13 protein-coding genes are annotated in these 17,403 nt (G+C 67.5%); 7 read left to right on the top strand and 6 right to left on the bottom strand.

Annotated features, from left to right (window positions below; genetic code table 11):
• The first annotated feature begins 194 nt into the window (after window positions 1-194).
• The 5 genes from ASD13_RS07370 to ASD13_RS07350 all read left to right on the top strand — a co-directional run bounded on the left by ASD13_RS07370 (window position 195) and on the right by ASD13_RS07350 (window position 6,692).
• Window positions 195-1,178, top strand: a complete 984-nt coding sequence (locus tag ASD13_RS07370; protein WP_055867654.1) for an ABC transporter permease — start codon at window positions 195-197, stop codon at window positions 1,176-1,178.
• A gap of 2 nt (window positions 1,179-1,180) precedes the next feature.
• The gene (locus ASD13_RS07365) at window positions 1,181-2,110 is read left to right on the top strand and encodes an ABC transporter permease (RefSeq protein WP_055867651.1); all 930 of its coding nucleotides are present in this window, start codon (window positions 1,181-1,183) and stop codon (window positions 2,108-2,110) included.
• Window positions 2,107-4,035, top strand: coding sequence for an ABC transporter ATP-binding protein (locus ASD13_RS07360; RefSeq protein ID WP_055867648.1), 1,929 nt, complete (start codon window positions 2,107-2,109; stop codon window positions 4,033-4,035). Before ASD13_RS07365 ends, ASD13_RS07360 begins: the two co-directional genes overlap by 4 nt.
• A gap of 116 nt (window positions 4,036-4,151) precedes the next feature.
• On the top strand, window positions 4,152-5,861 hold the full coding sequence (locus ASD13_RS07355) for an ABC transporter family substrate-binding protein (protein ID WP_055867645.1): 1,710 nt from the start codon (window positions 4,152-4,154) through the stop codon (window positions 5,859-5,861).
• A gap of 75 nt (window positions 5,862-5,936) precedes the next feature.
• Window positions 5,937-6,692, top strand: a complete 756-nt coding sequence (locus ASD13_RS07350) for an alpha/beta fold hydrolase (protein WP_055867641.1) — start codon at window positions 5,937-5,939, stop codon at window positions 6,690-6,692.
• Here the strand turns inward: ASD13_RS07350 and ASD13_RS07345 are convergent.
• Window positions 6,687-7,925: an MFS transporter gene (locus tag ASD13_RS07345; RefSeq protein WP_157535604.1), complete on the bottom strand. Its 1,239-nt coding sequence runs from the start codon at window positions 7,923-7,925 to the stop codon at window positions 6,687-6,689. The genes ASD13_RS07350 and ASD13_RS07345 overlap by 6 nt on opposite strands.
• Window positions 7,922-9,304, bottom strand: coding sequence for a glycoside hydrolase family 1 protein (locus tag ASD13_RS07340; RefSeq protein ID WP_055867638.1), 1,383 nt, complete (start codon window positions 9,302-9,304; stop codon window positions 7,922-7,924). The genes ASD13_RS07345 and ASD13_RS07340 overlap by 4 nt, the downstream gene beginning before the upstream one ends.
• A 223-nt stretch (window positions 9,305-9,527) precedes the next feature.
• On the opposite strand from ASD13_RS07340, the gene rpsT reads away from it, so the two are divergent.
• Window positions 9,528-9,788, top strand: a complete 261-nt coding sequence (gene rpsT / locus ASD13_RS07335; protein ID WP_017830351.1) for a 30S ribosomal protein S20 — start codon at window positions 9,528-9,530, stop codon at window positions 9,786-9,788.
• Window positions 9,789-9,893: 105 nt separating this feature from the next.
• Here the strand turns inward: rpsT and holA are convergent, their stop codons facing one another.
• From holA to ASD13_RS07320, 3 genes are read right to left on the bottom strand one after another with little or no spacing between them, the layout of a single operon-like run.
• The gene (gene holA, locus ASD13_RS07330) at window positions 9,894-10,931 is read right to left on the bottom strand and encodes a DNA polymerase III subunit delta (RefSeq protein WP_055867635.1); all 1,038 of its coding nucleotides are present in this window, start codon (window positions 10,929-10,931) and stop codon (window positions 9,894-9,896) included.
• 40 nt (window positions 10,932-10,971) lie between these two features.
• Window positions 10,972-13,275 (bottom strand): ComEC/Rec2 family competence protein, encoded by a 2,304-nt coding sequence (locus tag ASD13_RS07325; protein WP_235562494.1) that lies wholly within the window; start codon window positions 13,273-13,275, stop codon window positions 10,972-10,974.
• Window positions 13,276-13,295: 20 nt separating this feature from the next.
• The gene (locus tag ASD13_RS07320) at window positions 13,296-13,910 is read right to left on the bottom strand and encodes a ComEA family DNA-binding protein (protein ID WP_055867632.1); all 615 of its coding nucleotides are present in this window, start codon (window positions 13,908-13,910) and stop codon (window positions 13,296-13,298) included.
• A 184-nt stretch (window positions 13,911-14,094) separates the two neighbouring features.
• Here ASD13_RS07320 and ASD13_RS07315 point away from each other — a divergent pair, with 184 nt between their 5' ends.
• On the top strand, window positions 14,095-14,733 hold the full coding sequence (locus tag ASD13_RS07315; RefSeq protein WP_055867629.1) for a phosphatase PAP2 family protein: 639 nt from the start codon (window positions 14,095-14,097) through the stop codon (window positions 14,731-14,733).
• Between the two features lie 69 nt (window positions 14,734-14,802).
• On the opposite strand, the gene leuS is transcribed toward ASD13_RS07315, so the two are convergent.
• A complete protein-coding gene (leuS, locus tag ASD13_RS07310) occupies window positions 14,803-17,379 on the bottom strand; it encodes a leucine--tRNA ligase (protein WP_055869137.1) in 2,577 nt (858 codons plus the stop codon).
• Window positions 17,380-17,403: the final 24 nt, after the last annotated feature.

Genomic DNA, 17,403 nt, shown 5'->3' with positions numbered 1-17,403 from the left:
TACCGGTGATAGTCTCCCGAAGTTGCCAGGGAAAATCCGTGACACCGGATCCCGCAAGCGATAAGACTCCGTCATACACCCCGTGATGGTCGTCGCGTCGCAGAGTTCGGTGGATGGCGATTGTGTATCCAACTGACTCAGCGTTGCGTCGGCAGATCCCGAGCGCGTCTGTAGAAGAGAAAGACTGACCCCCCTTGATCAAGTACCTCCTGCGCCGAGCACTCGGCTGGCTGCTCATGATCGTGGTCGCCACGAATCTCACGTTCTTCCTGGCGTGGGGTTTCCTGGATCCGCGCAGCAACTACGTCGGGCGCCGACCTCCGCTTTCCCCGGAGCAGATCGACAACGTCCTCATCCCCCGCAACCTCAGCGACACGGTTCCGCTGATCGAGCGGTGGTGGAACTGGTTCAGCGGCATCCTGATCCGCTGGGACTGGGGTGTGAGTCCCACCGGTCAGTCAGTGAACGAGCAGGTCTCATACCGCATGTGGGTCAGCGCCGAGCTCGTTCTCGGGGCCACGATCATCGCGGCGGTGCTCGGCATCTGGCTCGGTGTCTACACCGCCTCGCGTCAGTACAAGCTCGCCGACCGCATCGGCCAGGCGACCTCGATCATCACAATGAACGTGAACATCATCGTCGCCGGACTCGCCGTGGTGCTCCTCGCGATCTCCCTCAACGAGTGGACCGGCGTCCGCATCTTCTACGTCACCGGCTCCTCGAGCCCCGGCGTCACCGGCTTCTTCCCCGTGCTGGTCGACACCCTGCAGCACCTCACGCTGCCCACGATCGCGCTCGTGATCGTCGGCTACGCCCAGTACCACTTCCTGCAGCGGTCGCTGCTGCTGGACAACATCAACGCCGACTACGTGCGCACCGCCCGGGCCAAGGGGCTGACCAAGGCGCAGGCGGTGCGCAAGCACGCCCTGCGCACGTCGCTCATCCCGGTCGCGACGCAGGTCGCCTTCACGATCCCCACCATCTTCACCGGCGCGATCCTGACGGAGCGCATCTTCGCCTGGCAGGGCATGGGGCGGTACTTCCTCGACACCATCAACAACAACGACATCAACGGCGTCGTCGCCGTCGCCGCTTTCGGCGCCGTGCTGACAGCGATCGGTGCGGTGCTCGCCGACATCATCGTCGTCGTTCTCGACCCGCGAGTGAGGGTGAGCTGATTATGACCACCGATATGATCGACCCCCTCGTCGAGCCGCCGGCAGCGCCGTCCAGCGCCGACCGCGCCGCGGACAAGTCGCTGTCCAAGTGGACGCTCTACACGCGCCGGTTCATGCGCAACAAGCCGGCCGTCGGCGGCGTCGTCGTCCTGCTCGTGCTGGTCCTCTTCTCCACGCTGGGTCCGCTGCTGTCGCCGTACGCCGTCGACAGCATGGACTTCCTCGCGCTGAGCCAGCCGCCGTCCGCGGCGCACTGGTTCGGCACCAACGGTGCCGGCAACGACACCTACACGCAGACGGCCATCGGCCTGCAGCGATCCCTCATGATCGCGATCACGGTCTCGGTGGGAACGACGATCCTCTCCGCGCTCGTCGGTACCGCCGCCGCGTACTTCGGCGGCTGGTTCGAGCGAATCGCGCTGCTCGTCATCCACTTCATGATGGTCGTGCCGACCTTCCTCCTGCTGTCGATCATCTCGAACGACTCCGGCGGCGTGTGGTGGGTCATCGCGTTCGTGATGATCTTCGTCAGCTGGTTCTTCCCCGCTCGCATCATCTGGACGATGACGCTCTCGCTGCGTGAGCGCGAGTACGTCCAAGCCGCGCGCTACATGGGCGTCCGCGGCCTGCGCATCGTGACGCGTCACCTGATCCCGAACATCGGATCCCTGCTGGTCATCAACTTCACCCTCGGCATCGTCGCGGCGGTGACGACCGAGACCGGCCTGTCCTTCATCGGCTTCGGTGTGAAGATCCCCGATGTCTCGCTCGGCTCGCTGATCGGTGAGGGCAGCTCCTCGATCACCAGCTCGCCGTGGCTGTTCTACTTCCCCGCGTTGGTCCTCACCATGCTGACCGTGTCAATGGCGCTCATCGCCGATGGACTGCGCGATGCCCTCGATCCCACTTCGGCTGCAGGAGGCCGCGCATGAGCCCCGTACTCTCCGTCCGCGACCTCAAGGTCAGCTTCGCTTCCGAGGCGGGCCGCGTCGACGCCGTGCGCGGCGTCTCCTTCGACCTCGAAGCGGGAAAGACCCTCGGCATCGTCGGCGAGTCCGGTTCCGGCAAGTCCGTCACCTCTCTCGCGGTGATGGGCTTGCTCGATGAGAACGCCAAGGTCTCAGGGTCGATCGTGTTCGACGGCCAGGAACTCCTGGGCAAGACCGACGCGCAGCTCTCCGCCATCCGCGGCAACGGGATCTCGATGATCTTCCAGGACCCGCTGACCTCTCTCACCCCGGTCTACACGATCGGCGCGCAGCTGATCGAGGCGCTGACGGTGCACCGCAACCTCAGCATCAAGGAGGCGACGGCGCGCTCGATCGATCTCCTCAAGCTGGTCGGCATCACCGAGCCCGAGAAGCGGATGAAGTCCTTCCCGCACGAGTTCTCGGGCGGCATGCGGCAGCGCGTCGTCATCGCCATCGCGATGGCCAACGACCCGAAGCTGATCATCGCCGACGAGCCCACTACGGCTCTCGACGTCACGATCCAGGCGCAGATCCTCGACCTGATCGAGAAGGCCCAGGCCGAGACCGGTGCCGCCGTGATGATGATCACCCACGACATGGGAGTCGTCGCCCGCACGGCCGACGATGTGATGGTCATGTACGCCGGCAAGCCGGTCGAGCAGGCGCCGGTCCGCGAGCTGTTCCACCAGACCCGCATGCCCTACTCGATCGGTCTCCTCGGTGCCATCCCTCGTGTGGACAAGGCGGAGAAGGAGCCTCTCACCCCGATCAAGGGCAACCCTCCCCTGCTGATCAACCTGCCGGATGCCTGCCCGTTCGCTGACCGCTGCCCCATCGTCATGGACGCGTGCCGCACCAGCGAGCCCGAGCTCCTGCCGGTCCTCACCGGCGGCGGCGAGGAGCACCGTGCAGCCTGCATCCGCGCGAACGAGATCACCGACGGCGGCCTGCTCGGAGGTCTGCCCGTGTACCCCGTTCGTGAGGCACCCGAGAGCCCGCTGACCCGGCTCCCCCGGGAACAGCGACCGATCACCCTCGAGGTGAAGAACCTCACCAAGACCTTCCCCCTGCTCAAGGGTGCGTTCCTGAAGCGCAAGGTCGGCGAGGTGCACGCGATCAAGGGCATCAGCTTCGACGTGCGCGAGGGAGAGACCCTGGCCATCGTCGGCGAGTCCGGCAGTGGGAAGACCACGACGCTCCTCCAGATCATGGACATGGTCAAGCAGACCGAGGGCGACATCGTGATCGCGGGAACCAGCGTCAACGACATCCGCAGCCACAAGGTGGAGCGGGCGCTGCGCCGCGACATCCAGATCGTGTTCCAGGATCCGATGGGAGCCCTCGACCCCCGCATGACGGTCGCGGACATCATCTCGGAGCCGCTGTCGGCCATCGGTACGCCGAAGGCCGAGGCGCACCGGCGTGTCAAGGAGCTGATGGACCTCGTGGGGCTCAACCCCGCGCACAGCGACCGCTTCCCTCAGGCGTTCTCCGGTGGACAGCGTCAGCGCATCGGCATCGCCAGGGCGCTGTCGACCAACCCGAAGATCCTGGTGCTCGATGAGCCGGTCTCCGCGCTCGACGTGTCGATCCAGGCCGGCGTCATCAATCTGCTGGACGACCTCAAGGTCAAGCTCGGACTGTCGTATCTGTTCGTGGCTCACGACCTTTCCGTCGTCCGACACATCGCCGACCGGGTCGCCGTGATGTATCTCGGCGACTTCGTCGAGCACGGTGACGTGGACGATGTCTTCGACAACCCGCAGCACCCGTACACCAAGGCCCTGCTGTCGGCGATCCCTGTGCCGGACCCCGACATCGAGCGCACCCGCGAGCGGATCGTGTTCGATCCGGCGACCATGTCGGCCCGCCCCGCTGCCTCCTGATGAGGAGCGCATCACCGTCCGGTAACGGTTAGCCCATATTCACTCGCCGCCCGGGCAATCGGGGATTCGGCGAACTATTCTCCCCTTATGACACGCCGCAAGGCGAAAGGAGCACCATGAAGCAGTACAAGCTGATGGGAGCGCTGGCACTCACCGGCGCTTTCGCACTCGCGCTCAGCGGGTGCGCTACCGGCACCACCGGTGGTAGCGACAAGGGCGACAGCGGCGAAGCAGCCGGTGTCGAGATGGCGAACTACAACCCGCAGCCGCGCGAGAACCTCAAGGAGGGTGGCACGGTCAACTTCGCCATCCGCGAGGTCCCGCCGCAGCTGAACTCGTTCAACAGCGACGGCAGCGCCGACACCGCGCGCATCGCCGCGTGGTACATGCCGCAGATCATCCTCATGAAGCCGGATGGCACGCAGTACAAGAACGACAACTACCTCTCCGAGTGGAAGAACGAGGTGAAGGACGGCAAGACGGTCCTGACCTTCACGTTCACCGACGAGGCGCACTGGAACGATGGCACCGACATGGACTGGACGGCCATCGACGCCACGTGGAAGGCCAACCGCTCCTACGACGAGGGCTTCAACCCGAACGCGACCGACGGCTACAAGGACATCGAGTCCGTCGAGCAGGGCGACACGGCCAAGACCGCCATCGTCACCTTCAAGGGCGAGTTCGCCTGGCCGCAGATGCCGTTCAACGGCGGCGTCATGCACCCCGCGCTCGCTGACCCGACCACCTTCAACGAGGCCATGATCGAGAACCCGCACCCCGAGTGGGGCGCAGGTCCGTACACGATCAACGAGTTCGACGCCAACAAGGGCTACGTCTCGTTCAAGCCGAACCCCGAGTGGTGGGGCGACGCTCCCCTGCTCGACGAGGTCACGATGACCGGCATGGACGCCCAGGCCGGCGTCAACGCCTTCAAGAACGGCGAGGTCGACATGGTCGAGACGGGCTCCCAGGAGCTCATCGATCAGGTCAAGGACGTCGACGGCGCCGTGGTCTACCGCGCACAGCAGACCGCCAACACCATCCTGCAGGTCGACTCGACCAAGCCGCAGTTCGAGGACGTCAAGGTTCGCGAGGCGTTCTTCAAGGCGATCAACATCGATCAGCAGAAGCAGATCGCTTGGAACGGCCTCGGATACGAAGAGGACCCGGCCGGCTCGCTGACCCTGTTCTCGTTCCAGCCCGGCTACTCCGACTCGATGAAGGCCGCCGGCTGGAAGTTCGATGTCGAGGGTGCCAAGAAGCTCCTCGACGAGGCCGGCTGGACGGAAGGCTCCGACGGCATCCGCGAGAAGGACGGCGTCAAGCTCTCCGTCGTGTACCCGATCTGGGCTGACTCCGCGACGCAGAAGGCCCTCGCGCAGTCGCTGCAGGCTCAGGAGAAGGCGATCGGCATCGACGTCAAGGTCGAGGTCCGCCCGGCCAGCCAGTTCTCCGAGGACTACACCTCGAAGAACTGGGATGTCTCCGGCCTCCGCTTCACCTCCTCCGACCCGTTCGGTGCCGCGTGGTTCTGCCAGCTGTACTGCTCGGACTCTGGTCTCAACCTGTCGGGTGTCGGTGACGCCGAACTCGACGCCGAGATCAAGGACAAGGTCGAGTCGCAGAGCGACCCCGAGGCGCAGACCGCTGCCGCGATGAAGCTCGAGCCCGAGATCTACAAGCGCTGGGGCCTCATCCCGCTGTACAACGGCCCGCAGATCTACACCGTCAAGGAAGGCCTGGCGAACCTCACGCCCGAGCCCTACGTCGGTCTCGACCTGTTCGGCATCACCCCGGTCGAGAACGTCGGCTGGGAGAAGTAACACTCTCTGACACACATCGTGTCGAAGCGGGGTCGGTGGTTCATCCACCGGCCCCGCTTTCCTTATGCTGAACCCGTGAGCGCCCAGATCGTCTTCGTGCATGGCATCCGCACCTCGGCCACCATGTGGCGATCTCAGGCTGCCCACCTCGAAGAGCGCGGCGCCGCGTTCACCGCCGTGGATCTGCCGGGTCACGGCACGCGCATGCAGGAGGACTTCACCCTCCACGAGGCGCTGCACACGATCGACGTCGCGGTGCGCGCCGCAGCCGAGAGGGGTCCGGTGCTCCTTGTGGGGCATTCCATGGGCGGCCTGCTGTGTCTCGCCTATGCCGGCGGGGCAGAGCGTCCGCCGGTCGCCGGGCTCATCGCCGCCGCCTGCACGTCGCTCCCCCGCGGTGCCGGTCTTCGCGCCTATCGCCTGTTCGCCCGGGCCGTCGATTCCCTCCCCGACCGTGGGATGTGGCTCACCAGACGGATGCTCGAGGCCACAATCCCCCTCGAGACCCGATCCGACTTCGCCGCAGGCGGGTACGCGCTGGACACCCAGGACGCCGCGCTTCGCAGCCTGGCGGCACTCGACATCGCCGCTGCGATCCCCCGCATCACGATTCCGCTCTGGTTCGTGAACGGGCAGTACGACCAGCTGCGGCTCAACGAATCGCTGTTCCGACGGCTCGCACCGCACGCCGAGCTCATCATCGTGCCGCGGACGACGCACCTCGTCACCGCGATGCGACCGCAGATCTTCAACGCTGTGCTGCAGCTCGCCATCGCTACAGTGGAGCGGGATGTCGACGGTGACCTGGAGCGGGACTCCTCGACCTCATGACGTCCTGACCGGCTGGCGCGCGAAGGCCGTGAGCAGCCCGCCGACGAGGGACAGCACTGCGGCCGCGACGAACACCAGCCAGAAGCCGCCCACGAGCGCGACCAGCCCCGCCCCCAGCACAGGTCCGATGAGCTGCCCGAGAGCGGCTGTCACGTTCACGATCCCGAGATCCCTCGCATGGTCCTGCTCGTCCGGCAGCAGGTCGGCGGCGAACGCGAGGCCCACCGTGGAGAACGCTCCGTAGCCGAGCCCCATCAGGGCGGCAGCGACCATCGTCATCTCGAAGGTCGGCACGAGCGCGATCGCCACACCCGAGGCCGCCTGGACGACGGTCGCGGCCACCGTGAGCGTCCGCCGATTCCCGGTGCGGTCGGAGACGATTCCCGTGACCACCGAGGCGATGACCACGAACACCGTGTAGACGACGATGAGCAGCAGCAGGTTGTCCTGCGCCACCGCACTCGGCTGGCCGAGGCCGTGCAGCAGGAAGAACAGGAACAGCGCGGTTCCGAGCGCGTTGCCGACATTCGTCACGAGGCGCCCGGAGAGCATCCAGGCGAAGTCCCGATCTCGCAGCGAGGCCAGACGGCGTCGTCCGATCTGCTTCGGTCGCATCGCCTCCGTGGTCGGGGGATCCGGCAACAGCAGAGCGGTGGTCGTGCCGACCACCGCGATGACGCCCGCGAGCAGGAGATACCCCTCGTGGATCCCGAGGCCGAGGAGGACGACGAGCCCCACCCCGACCACGATGCCGACGGCCTGGCTGGAGCCGACGGCAGCAGAAGCGGCCCCACGCTGTGTCGTCGGCAGCTGGTCGGCGATGAGCGCGGTGAAGGCCGCCGACGACACGGCGACGCCGATCGACACTCCCACCCAGCCGGCGCCCACGGTCCACGGGTTTTCGGCGTAGCCCGTGAGCGCGAGACAGGCCGCGGTGAACAGTGCGCCGCCCACGGCCCACGGGCGCCGACGGTGGCGTCCGGCCGCCGCACGATCCGAGAGCGCACCGGCGGCGGGGCCCGCGATGATCCCCGCGAGTCCGCCGATGCCGAGAACCAGTCCGGAAGAGACGACACCACGGATCCAGTCGTCCTCCGGGGTGTCGAGCTGCAGCGGCAGCAGCAGCTGGACGGGCGTGAGCTGCACGGTCCAGATCGCCAGCCACGCCAGCGTGAACAGCGACATCCATCGCGCCCCCGCCCGCACCGTGCGAGCGCCGGCGACCTCGGTCACCGCTTCTCCCCCGTCCCCGCCGCCAGCGGGGTCGCTGCACGCGAGCTGGCGATGACCTCTCGATACCAGTCGTAAGATGCCTTGGGCGTGCGCTCGCCCGTATCGAAGTCGACGTGGACGAGGCCGAAGCGCTGAGTGTAGCCGTCGGCCCACTCCCAGTTGTCCAGCAGGGACCACACCGTGTACTCCTCCACCGGCACCCCCGCATCGATCGCATCGCCGACGGCCGCGATGTGGTCGGCGAGGTAAGAGATCCGGTCGGCATCGTCGACGCGGGCGGCACGGTCGGGCTCGGGGAACGAGGCCCCGTTCTCACCGATGATCACGGGCGGCAGCTGCGGATGCCGGGCGTGCAGGTCGATCAAAAGATCGTGCAGAGCGCTCGGCATGATCGGCCATTCCGGACCGAACCCGGTCACCGGCACTCCGGGTGTGGGCACGATGTCGAACGGGATCGGGCTCTCCTCCGCTGCTGCGGTCACCGTGGTCGGGTTGTAGAAGTTGATGCCGTAGAAGTCGATCGAGCGGCCGATGGCTTCGAGGTCACCGTCCTGCACAGGCATCGGAGGCAGGCCGAGTGCTTCCAGGTCGGGGTACGAACCGGCGAGGAGCGGCTCGCTGAAGACGCGGTTGTGGATCAGGTCGTAGATCGCCGCCGCTTGGTGGTCCTCGGCGGTGTCGCGCAGCGGCAGGACCCAGGTGTGGTTGTTGACCAATCCGACCGATGCGGCACCATGCTCGCGCAGAGCGGCCGCCGCCCGAGCGTGGGCGAGCAGCTGATGGTGCGCGGTCGGCAGCGCGCCGAAGAGGAGCTGCTTCCCGGGTGCCAGCGCACCGACCGCATAGCCTTGGAGCGTCGTCATGGCGGGCTCGTTCAGGGTGTACCAGTGCTGCACACGGTCGCCGAGACGATCCGCCACGATCGCTGCGTAGTCGGCGAAGCGCTCCGCCGTGTCCCTCTCGAGCCAGCCGCCGCCCGCTTCGATTCTGCTCGGCATCTCCCAGTGGAACAGGGTGGGAAACGGCACGACTCCCGCGTCGAGGAGAAGATCGACCAGACGGGAGTAGTGATCGAGCGCCACCCCGTCGCCGCATCCGAGGCCGTCCGGCTGTACGCGGGCCCAGGGGATCGAGAACCTGTAGCGATCGAGCCCGAGCCCGGCTGCGAGAGCGACGTCGGCCTCGGGGTGTCGATAGCTGTCACAGGCCGGGTCTGCGACCGAACCGTCGAGGATAGCTCCCGGCCTCTCGAGGAAGTCGTCCCAGATCGATCGTCCTGATATCCCGGTGGGGCGCGACCCCTCGATCTGGAAGGCCGAGGTCGCCGCGGACCAGCGGAGCCCTGAGGGCAGGGACGAACGAGAGGACTCGGGGGTCATGTGGGCTCCTTGACATCAGTGTCGGGATAGTGATGATTCTGCACCCGGTACCATCGAAAGCGCGACGGCGTCTCATGTTCCCGTCGCCGTTTCGCGTCAACAGCCCGTCTGCTGGTAGACTCGGCTCTTGGCTTGCGTGTGGGTTCTTCCCTCACGACCGCTGTGCAGCAGCCCTCTTCTGCTGCCGGCATTCCGAACACTCCTGTACAGAAAGCGTCCACACGTGGCAAACATCAAGTCGCAGATCAAGCGCAACAAGACCAACGAGAAGGCGCGCGAGCGCAACAAGGCCGTGAAGAGCGAGCTCAAGACGGTCATCCGCACCACTCGCACGGCCGTCTCCGCCGGCGACAAGGCAGCCGCAGAGGCTGCCCTGAAGAAGGCCGCCGTCAAGCTCGACAAGGCCGTCAGCAAGGGTGTCCTGCACAAGAACCAGGCGTCGAACCGCAAGTCGGCTCTCGCCAAGCAGGTCGCTTCCCTCTGAGCCGAAGCTTCTGAGAAAGGCCCGTCCCGTCATCGGGGCGGGCCTTCTTCATTGCCTCGGAAAGGTCATCGCCTCGGCGAGCCGGCCGGGTCCTGAGGCGATCGGCTACTCCCCGAACGGCTGACGCGTGGCGATCACGGTGACCATGCGCTCGAGCGCGAAGATCGGGTCACGAGCGGCACCCTTGACCTCGCCGTCGGCCCTCGCCGTGGCCTGGATCGCCATCCCGAGCGAGCGCTCGTTCCAGCCTGCGAGGTCGCGGCGGGCACGATCCACCTGCCAGTCCTTCATGCCCAGGCGCTGAGCGAGCTGGCGGCTCGGCTCGCGGTTGCCGGCGACACGCGCCATGGTGCGCAGCTTCATCGCGAACGCCGCGACCATCGGCACGGGGTCGGCGCCCGATGAGAGCGCATGGCGGAGGGCGATGAGGGCCTCACCGTACCGACCGGCGATCGCCGTGTCTGCGACGACGAAGGCCGAGACCTCGACACGGCCACCGTAGTACTTGGTGACGATCTCTTCGGAGATATCGCCCTCGACGTCGCCGATGAGCTGCTGACAGGCCGCAGCGAGCTCGGTGAGATCGTCGGCGAATGCAGAGACCAGCGCGCGCAGAGCGGGAGGCGCGATGCGCTTCTTCGCCGCACGGAACTCGCCGGCGGCGAAGTCGACCCGGTCGCTGTCGCGCTTGATGGCTGGGCAGGCGATCTCGATACCGCCGCCGTTCCCGGCGCGAAGCGCGTCGAGAAGCTTCTTGCCGCGCACGCTGGCGCCGGTGTGGCGAAGGATGACCGTCGCCCCCTCTTGCGGGTTGTCGAGGTAGGACACCGCCTCCTGGATGAACGCATCGGAGCATTTCTCCACACCCGAGACACGTACCAGGCGGGGTTCTCCGAAAAGCGACGGTGAGGTGAGAGAGAGCAGCGTTCCAGGAGCGTAGTCATCGGCGCGGACGTCGCTCACTTCGAGTGCAGGGTCTTCGGCCCGGAGGTAGTCGCGGACACCGGCGATCGCTCTCTCGGCACAGACCTCTTCCGGGCCCGACACGAGCACGATCGGGGCGGGGTGCGGCTCGCGCCAGGAGACCTGAGGAATCTTGGTGGGCTTCGCGCCGCCGCGGGAGGGGGTTCGCGAAGCTGCCATGGATCCAGCCTACCGGCGGTGGCCGACATGGCTCGGACTGTCACCGCCCCACCTGCTCCGTCCAGACCTGCAGCTCGCCGTCCCGGAGGCCGAGCAGGACGCGTCCCTGCTCGTCGGTGCGCAGCACATGCGCGCCGGTCGCGGCCAAAAGGTCGAGGGTCTCGGAGCGTGGATGGCCGTAGTCGTTGTCCGCTCCGACGCTGAACAGGGCCACCCGCGGCCGGATCATCTCGTACAGCCCTGGCTCCTGATCCGCACTGCCGTGATGAGCCACCTTGACCACCGCGTACGGCGTCAGCCTCGCTGAACGCTGCAGCATGCGCTGAGGGGCTGCGGAGAGGTCGCCGAGGAAGATCGAGCGCGGCAATCCTCCCCCGTCGAACTCCATCACGACACTCGCGTCGTTGCCTTCGGGGAACGCGACGGACTTCCGCTGCGGCCAGAGCACTCGCCATGCCGCCTCGCCGAGCATGCCGTGCTGGCCCGCCGAGGCCTCATCGACGCGCGCGCCTCCCGCGACGAGGTCTTCCAGAAGACGTCGATCCGAATCCTCGGCGACCGGACCGTGCAGAGCCGTGGAGACTCGCCCCTGGACAGCGCCTATCCCGCCGACGTGATCGAGGTCGAAGTGGGTGAGCACGAGAAGGTCGATGCGCTCGATGCCGAGCGATCGCAGGCACGCGGAGAGAGGCTCAGGATCGGGCCCTACGTCGATGAGTGCGACCTCGGTCGCCGAGCGCACGAGCACTGCGTCTCCCTGTCCGACATCGCATACCGCGATGGCCCACCCCTCCGGAGCGGTCGCCGTGGCCAGGGGACCGTCGAGGAGCACACGGGATCCGGCCAGCGAAAGTACGACCACGAGGATCGCCGCCGCTCCTCGCCTCACCCACACGCTCGCGCGCGCGACGCTCGATCCCAGGTCACGGGAGGGTGCCCGAATCAGCACGATGGCGACCGCCGCACTCACCACGGCCACCAGCAGGGCACTGCCGGGCCCAGAAGGCACCAGGACCTGCGCGCCCGGCAGCCGCGCGGTTGTGGCCGCAGTCGTTGCGATCCAGGCCGCCGGCAACCACGCCGAGGACGCGAGCAGATCAGCGAACGCCGGCAGGGGCGCCGCGACGCAGGCGAGGAGCCCGATCACTGTCGCCAACGGAGCCGCCGGAGCGGCGATCAGGTTCGCGGCGACGCCGATCAGAGACTGCTGCGGCGCGAACAGTGCGATGATCGGCCCGCACGCGAGCTGTGCGGCCAGCGGCACAGCGACGGCCAGGGCGACGGGATGGGGCATGCCCCGGCTCATGCCCCGCGCAAGCGGTGGAGCGAGGAGGATCAACGCGCCCGAGGCGACCACCGACAGCGCGAACCCGGGTGTCGCCGCCAGCCATGGATCCGCCAACAGAATCCCGGTCGCACACAGGGACAGCATGCCGGCACCGGCGCTCGGCCTGCCCAGGAGCACCGTGAGCATGCCCACAGCCGCCATCACGCCTGCCCGGATCACGCTCGGCTCAGGAGTGACCAGGACGACGAATCCGGCAAGTCCTGCGAGGGAGAGCCCGACGCGCATCCCTCGCCCGCCGCCGCACACTGCCGTGAGCCAGAAGAGTGCACCGACGACGATCGCGCAGTTCGCACCGCTGACGGCGGTGAGGTGGCTGAGGCCGCTGATGCGCATGTCTTCGTTCAAAGCAGACGTCACCGCACGGGTGTCGCCCACCGCGAGGCCGGGTAGAAGGCCGGATCCTGGCTCCGGCAGGCGCAGCGAGCGTTCGACGAACGCGCTCTTGAGACCTGCCGCGACACCGAAGGCACCGGATGCGGGTGAGACGACCTCCGCGTCACTCGCGAAGACGACCAGCGCCGAATGCTCCCCCGCATCGGTCGCCGACGACTCTCCCACCGCGCGGATCTGCGCTCCGAGATCGAAGCCTTCGGCAGGATCGACGCCGAGGCGCACCGGCGCGCTGGAGTCGGCCGGATGCCCCGGCGGACCGAGCGCGGTCGTCGCCGCTTCGAACCACAGCCGCCCGTCTCGTCCGACCGAGGCGGAGGATGTCACCTCGGCAGTGATCTCGACGACCCGCCCGTCCCATCGCATGGCCGCCTCCCGCGCGGGGAGGGCGAACCCGACGCAGGCCGCCGCCGCTGCCATCGTGGCCAGCACCACGACCACGAAGCCCCCGTGGTCGCGCTGACCACGCGCGCCGTGCGACCGGCGGCACACGAAGGCCAGCACTCCCACCGCGGCTGTCGTGCACGCGCCGGCACACCCCCACGCGACCGCCGGGAGCAGCACGCACAGCAGCACCACGCCCCACACCGCCACTGCGAGCGGCACCAGCCGAAGATCACGCGCCCTCACACTCTGACCCCGTCGCGGAGTCCCGCGAGCAGCTTCTCGCCGATTCCGGGCACGGCGAGCAGATCATCGACCGACGTGAACCTGCCGTTCTCGTCCCGCCAGGCGATGATCCGCTCCGCGAGCGCCGGTCCGATGCGCGGCAGCGTCTCCAACGCGGCCTGATCCGCAGCGTTGAGGTCGATGCGGTCATCGCCCGGTGGCGGTGCTGCGCTGCCGGGCGCACCGCCCGCCGCACCGGCTGCCGGCACCACGACCTGCTCCCCGTCTTCGAGCACACGTGCGAGATTGACCGCAGCCAGGTCAGCATCGGGGGTCGTCCCGCCCGCGGCCGCCAGCGCATCGACGAGTCGCGCGTCGAGATCGAGCACGTAGAGCCCCGGCTTCTCGACGGCGCCCAGAACGTGCACGTAGAGATCGCCGGACGGTTCGGCGCCGGATCCGTTCCCCGATCCGGTATCGGTCAGCGGCACCGATTCGACGGGGGCCGCCTGCCCCCTCATGATGCCGAGCCCGACAGCAGCCGACAGCACGACGAGCGCCAGCACCACCGCCGCGCCGATGCTCAGCCGCAGGCGATGACGGGGCGGAAGGGGTGCCTGCGGGGATGCCATCCGGCCACGTTAGGCGGGCGGCGTGACCCCGGTCGGCGCCTCGGACATCAGCCGTGGACAAGTGTCTGAGATGGCGCCCCGTGCAGGAGATCGCGAAGACCACGCAGCGTCTCCTCCGTCCGACCGATGCGGCTACTTCTCCGGACGGATGTTCTTCGGATGCCCTTTCCGTACGTTCGTAGGCATGCCTTCGACACGTCTGCCCGCGCGCAGTCTCCTGCCCGTGGTCGTCACGATCTGCACCGCGGCCCTCCTGCTGACGATTCCGATGCCCGGCAGCGTGAGCGTGCTCGGCACGCGGTGGCTCCATTCCACCGCCGCCGGAATGCCCGGACTCGAGCTGATCTCCGACGCGGGACTGATGCTGCTCGCAGCCACGACGGCCGTGTCTCTGGGACGCACCTGGTGGAGTCATCCGGAACGCCGACCACGGATCGTGATGGCCGCCGCGGGTGTCGCTCTCGCATACGTTCTGAGCGAGGGCGGGAAGCTCGTCTTCGCCCAGGAGCGCCCGTGCACCGTGTGGCTGATCGCCGCCGAATGCCCGCCTCCGGGAGACTGGTCGCTGCCGTCGAATCACGCGACGCTCGCGTTCGGTGCTGCTGCCGCCATCGCTCTGACGGTCGGGCGTTCCTGGCTCACCTGGTCGGCGATGGCGCTCGCCGCGGTGGTCGCGGTCGCACGGGTCGCCCAGGGCGTCCACTATCTCCACGACATCGCGTTCGGTGCACTGCTCGGTGTCGCCGCGCCGATCATCGTCGTCGCGTTGTCGGAGAGACTTCGCGAGTCTCTGCGCACCGGATCGCCGGCACGCCCCGAATGAGATCAGGGACCTCGCGGCGTACCGCGGGGCCCCTGACCGGATCATCGTCCTCCGTGGAGGAAGAGGTGATCAGCCTTTGACGACGAAGCTCACGATCTTCGGGGCACGCACGACGACCTTCACGATCTCGCGGTCGCCGATCGACCGGATCACGCGCTCGTCCGCGCGTGCCAAAGCCTCGAGCTCCGACTCGCCGATGCGGGCGGAGACCTCGAGCTGGGCGCGCACCTTGCCACCCACCTGCACGACGGCGGTGATCTTGTCCTCGATCAGCAGCGCCGGGTCGGCGGAACGCCACGTCACCAGGCCGACGGAAGGCTCGTGACCGAGGATCTCCCACATCTCCTCTGCGGTGTGCGGAGCGATGAGGTCGAGCATCACGGCGATCGTCTCAGCGGCCTCGCGCACAGCGGGGTCGGCTGCGCCCGCTGCGCCGTCGATCGTCTTGCGGGTGGTGTTCACGAGCTCCATCAGGCGGGCGACCAAGACGTTGAACTTGGTCTGCTCGACCAGGCCCGGCGCCTCGGAAAGGAGCTTGTGCGTCGCACGCCGAAGAGCGGCGTCGCCACCGTCGAACACCACATCGACCGGGCTCGATACCTCGCCGGCGATGCGCATCGCGCGCGCCAGGAACTTCTGAGCGCCGGTCGTCGAGACGTCAGCCCAGTCCTTGTCGTCCTCCACAGGACCGGCGAACGCCAGCCCCACGCGCAGGGCGTCGGCACCGTGGGCGTCGAGCTCCTCCTGGAAGAGAACCAGGTTGCCCTTGCTCTTGGACATCTTCTGCCCGTCGAGCAGCACCATGCCCTGGTTGATGAGGTTCGAGAAGGGCTCGGTGAAGTCGATCAGCCCCATGTCGAACAGCACCTTCGTGATGAAGCGCGCGTACAGCAGGTGCAGGATCGCGTGCTCGACACCGCCGATGTACGAGTCGACCGGCGCCCAGCGGGAAGCCTGGGCCGGATCGAACGCCACCGTGTCGCTGTTCGGCGAGAGGAAGCGCAGGAAGTACCACGAACTGTCGACGAACGTGTCCATCGTGTCGGGGTCACGCAGCACGGGCTCACCCGTGTGCGGGTCGGTCGTGCGCACCCAGCTCTCGGCGCCACCCAGCGGCGACGTGCCCTTGGGCTTGAGGTCGAGTCCCTCGACGCTCGGCAGCTTGACGGGGAGCTTGTCCTCGGAAACCGGGATGATGCTTCCGTCCTCAGCGTGCAGCATCGGGATCGGCGTGCCCCAGAACCGCTGACGCGAGATGAGCCAGTCGCGCAGACGGTAGTTCTTGGCGGCACGACCGGTACCGGTGGCCTCCAGCTGCTCGATGGCCCGCGCGATGGCGTTGCGCTTGGAGAGTCCGTTCAGCGCCCCGGAGTTGATCATGCGACCCTCGCCCGTGAGCGCGATGCCGGTGGTCGCGGGGTTCTGCTCCTCGAGCGCGGCACCGGTGTCGATCGGCACGCCCTCCTCGTCGACCTCGATGACCGGCATGGCACCGGTGACGGGGGCCGTCGTGTCGACGACCACCTTGACGGGCAGGTCGAACGCGCGGGCGAAGTCCAAGTCGCGCTGGTCGTGTGCCGGGACGGCCATGACCGCGCCGTGACCGTAGTCGGCCAGCACGTAGTCGGCTGCCCACACGGGCAGCTTCTCGCCGTTGACGGGGTTGATCGCGTAGCGCTCGAGGAAGACGCCGGTCTTCGGACGGTCCGTGGACTGCCGATCGATGTCGGTCTCCTTCTGCACCTGCTCCAGATACGTCTGGAAGCGCTGGCGCACCTCGTCCGGAGCATCGGCTGCGAGTTCCGACGCCAGGTCGGAGTCGGGGGCGACCACGAAGAACGTCGCCCCGTGCAGGGTGTCAGGACGCGTCGAGAACACCGTGACCGGCTCCTCGCGACCCTCGATGAGGAAGTCGACGTCGGCACCCACCGAGCGACCGATCCAGTTGCGCTGCATCTGCAGCACCTTGTGCGGCCAGAAGCCCTCGAGCTGGTTCAGGTCATCCAGCAGACGGTCGGCGTAGTCGGTGATGCGGAAGTACCACTGGGTGAGCTTCTTCTTGATCACCTCGGCGCCGCAACGATCGCAGCGTCCGTCGACGACCTGCTCGTTCGCCAGGACCGTCTGGTCGTTGGGGCACCAGTTGACCGGACTCTTCTTGCGATAGGCCAGACCGCGCTCGTACAGCTTCAGGAACAGCCACTGGTTCCAGCGGTAGTACTCGGGGTCGGAGGTGTGCAGCACCCGGCTCCAGTCGAACGAGACGCCGTACGCCTCGAAACCGACCTTCTGCTGCGCGATGTTCTGGTAGGTCCACTCCCGCGGGTCGGCACCCTGACGGATCGCCGCGTTCTCGGCGGGCAGACCGAAGGAGTCCCAGCCGATCGGGTTGAGCACGTTGTGCCCGCGGTGGCGCCAGAAACGGGCCACGATGTCGGAGTAGAGGTAGTTCTCGGCGTGCCCCATGTGCAGGTCGCCCGAGGGATAGGGGAACATCGCCAGCACGTACCGCCGCGGGCGCGTGTCGTCGTCGCCGCCCGTGAGGAACGTGCCGTTGTCCGCCCAGTACTTCTGCCACTTGTTCTGGATGGCGTGCGCCGACGGGGCCTCGTCGTCGGCAGGAGCGGTGGACAGGTTCTCAGACAACGAACGCACGACCAATCTGAAGGA

The sequence above is a fragment of the Microbacterium sp. Root1433D1 genome (assembly GCF_001426835.1).
Classification (GTDB): Bacteria; Actinomycetota; Actinomycetes; order Actinomycetales; family Microbacteriaceae; genus Microbacterium; species Microbacterium maritypicum.
Note: the sequence above shows the minus strand (reverse complement) of the source record. Positions and strands in the feature narration are given on the sequence as shown.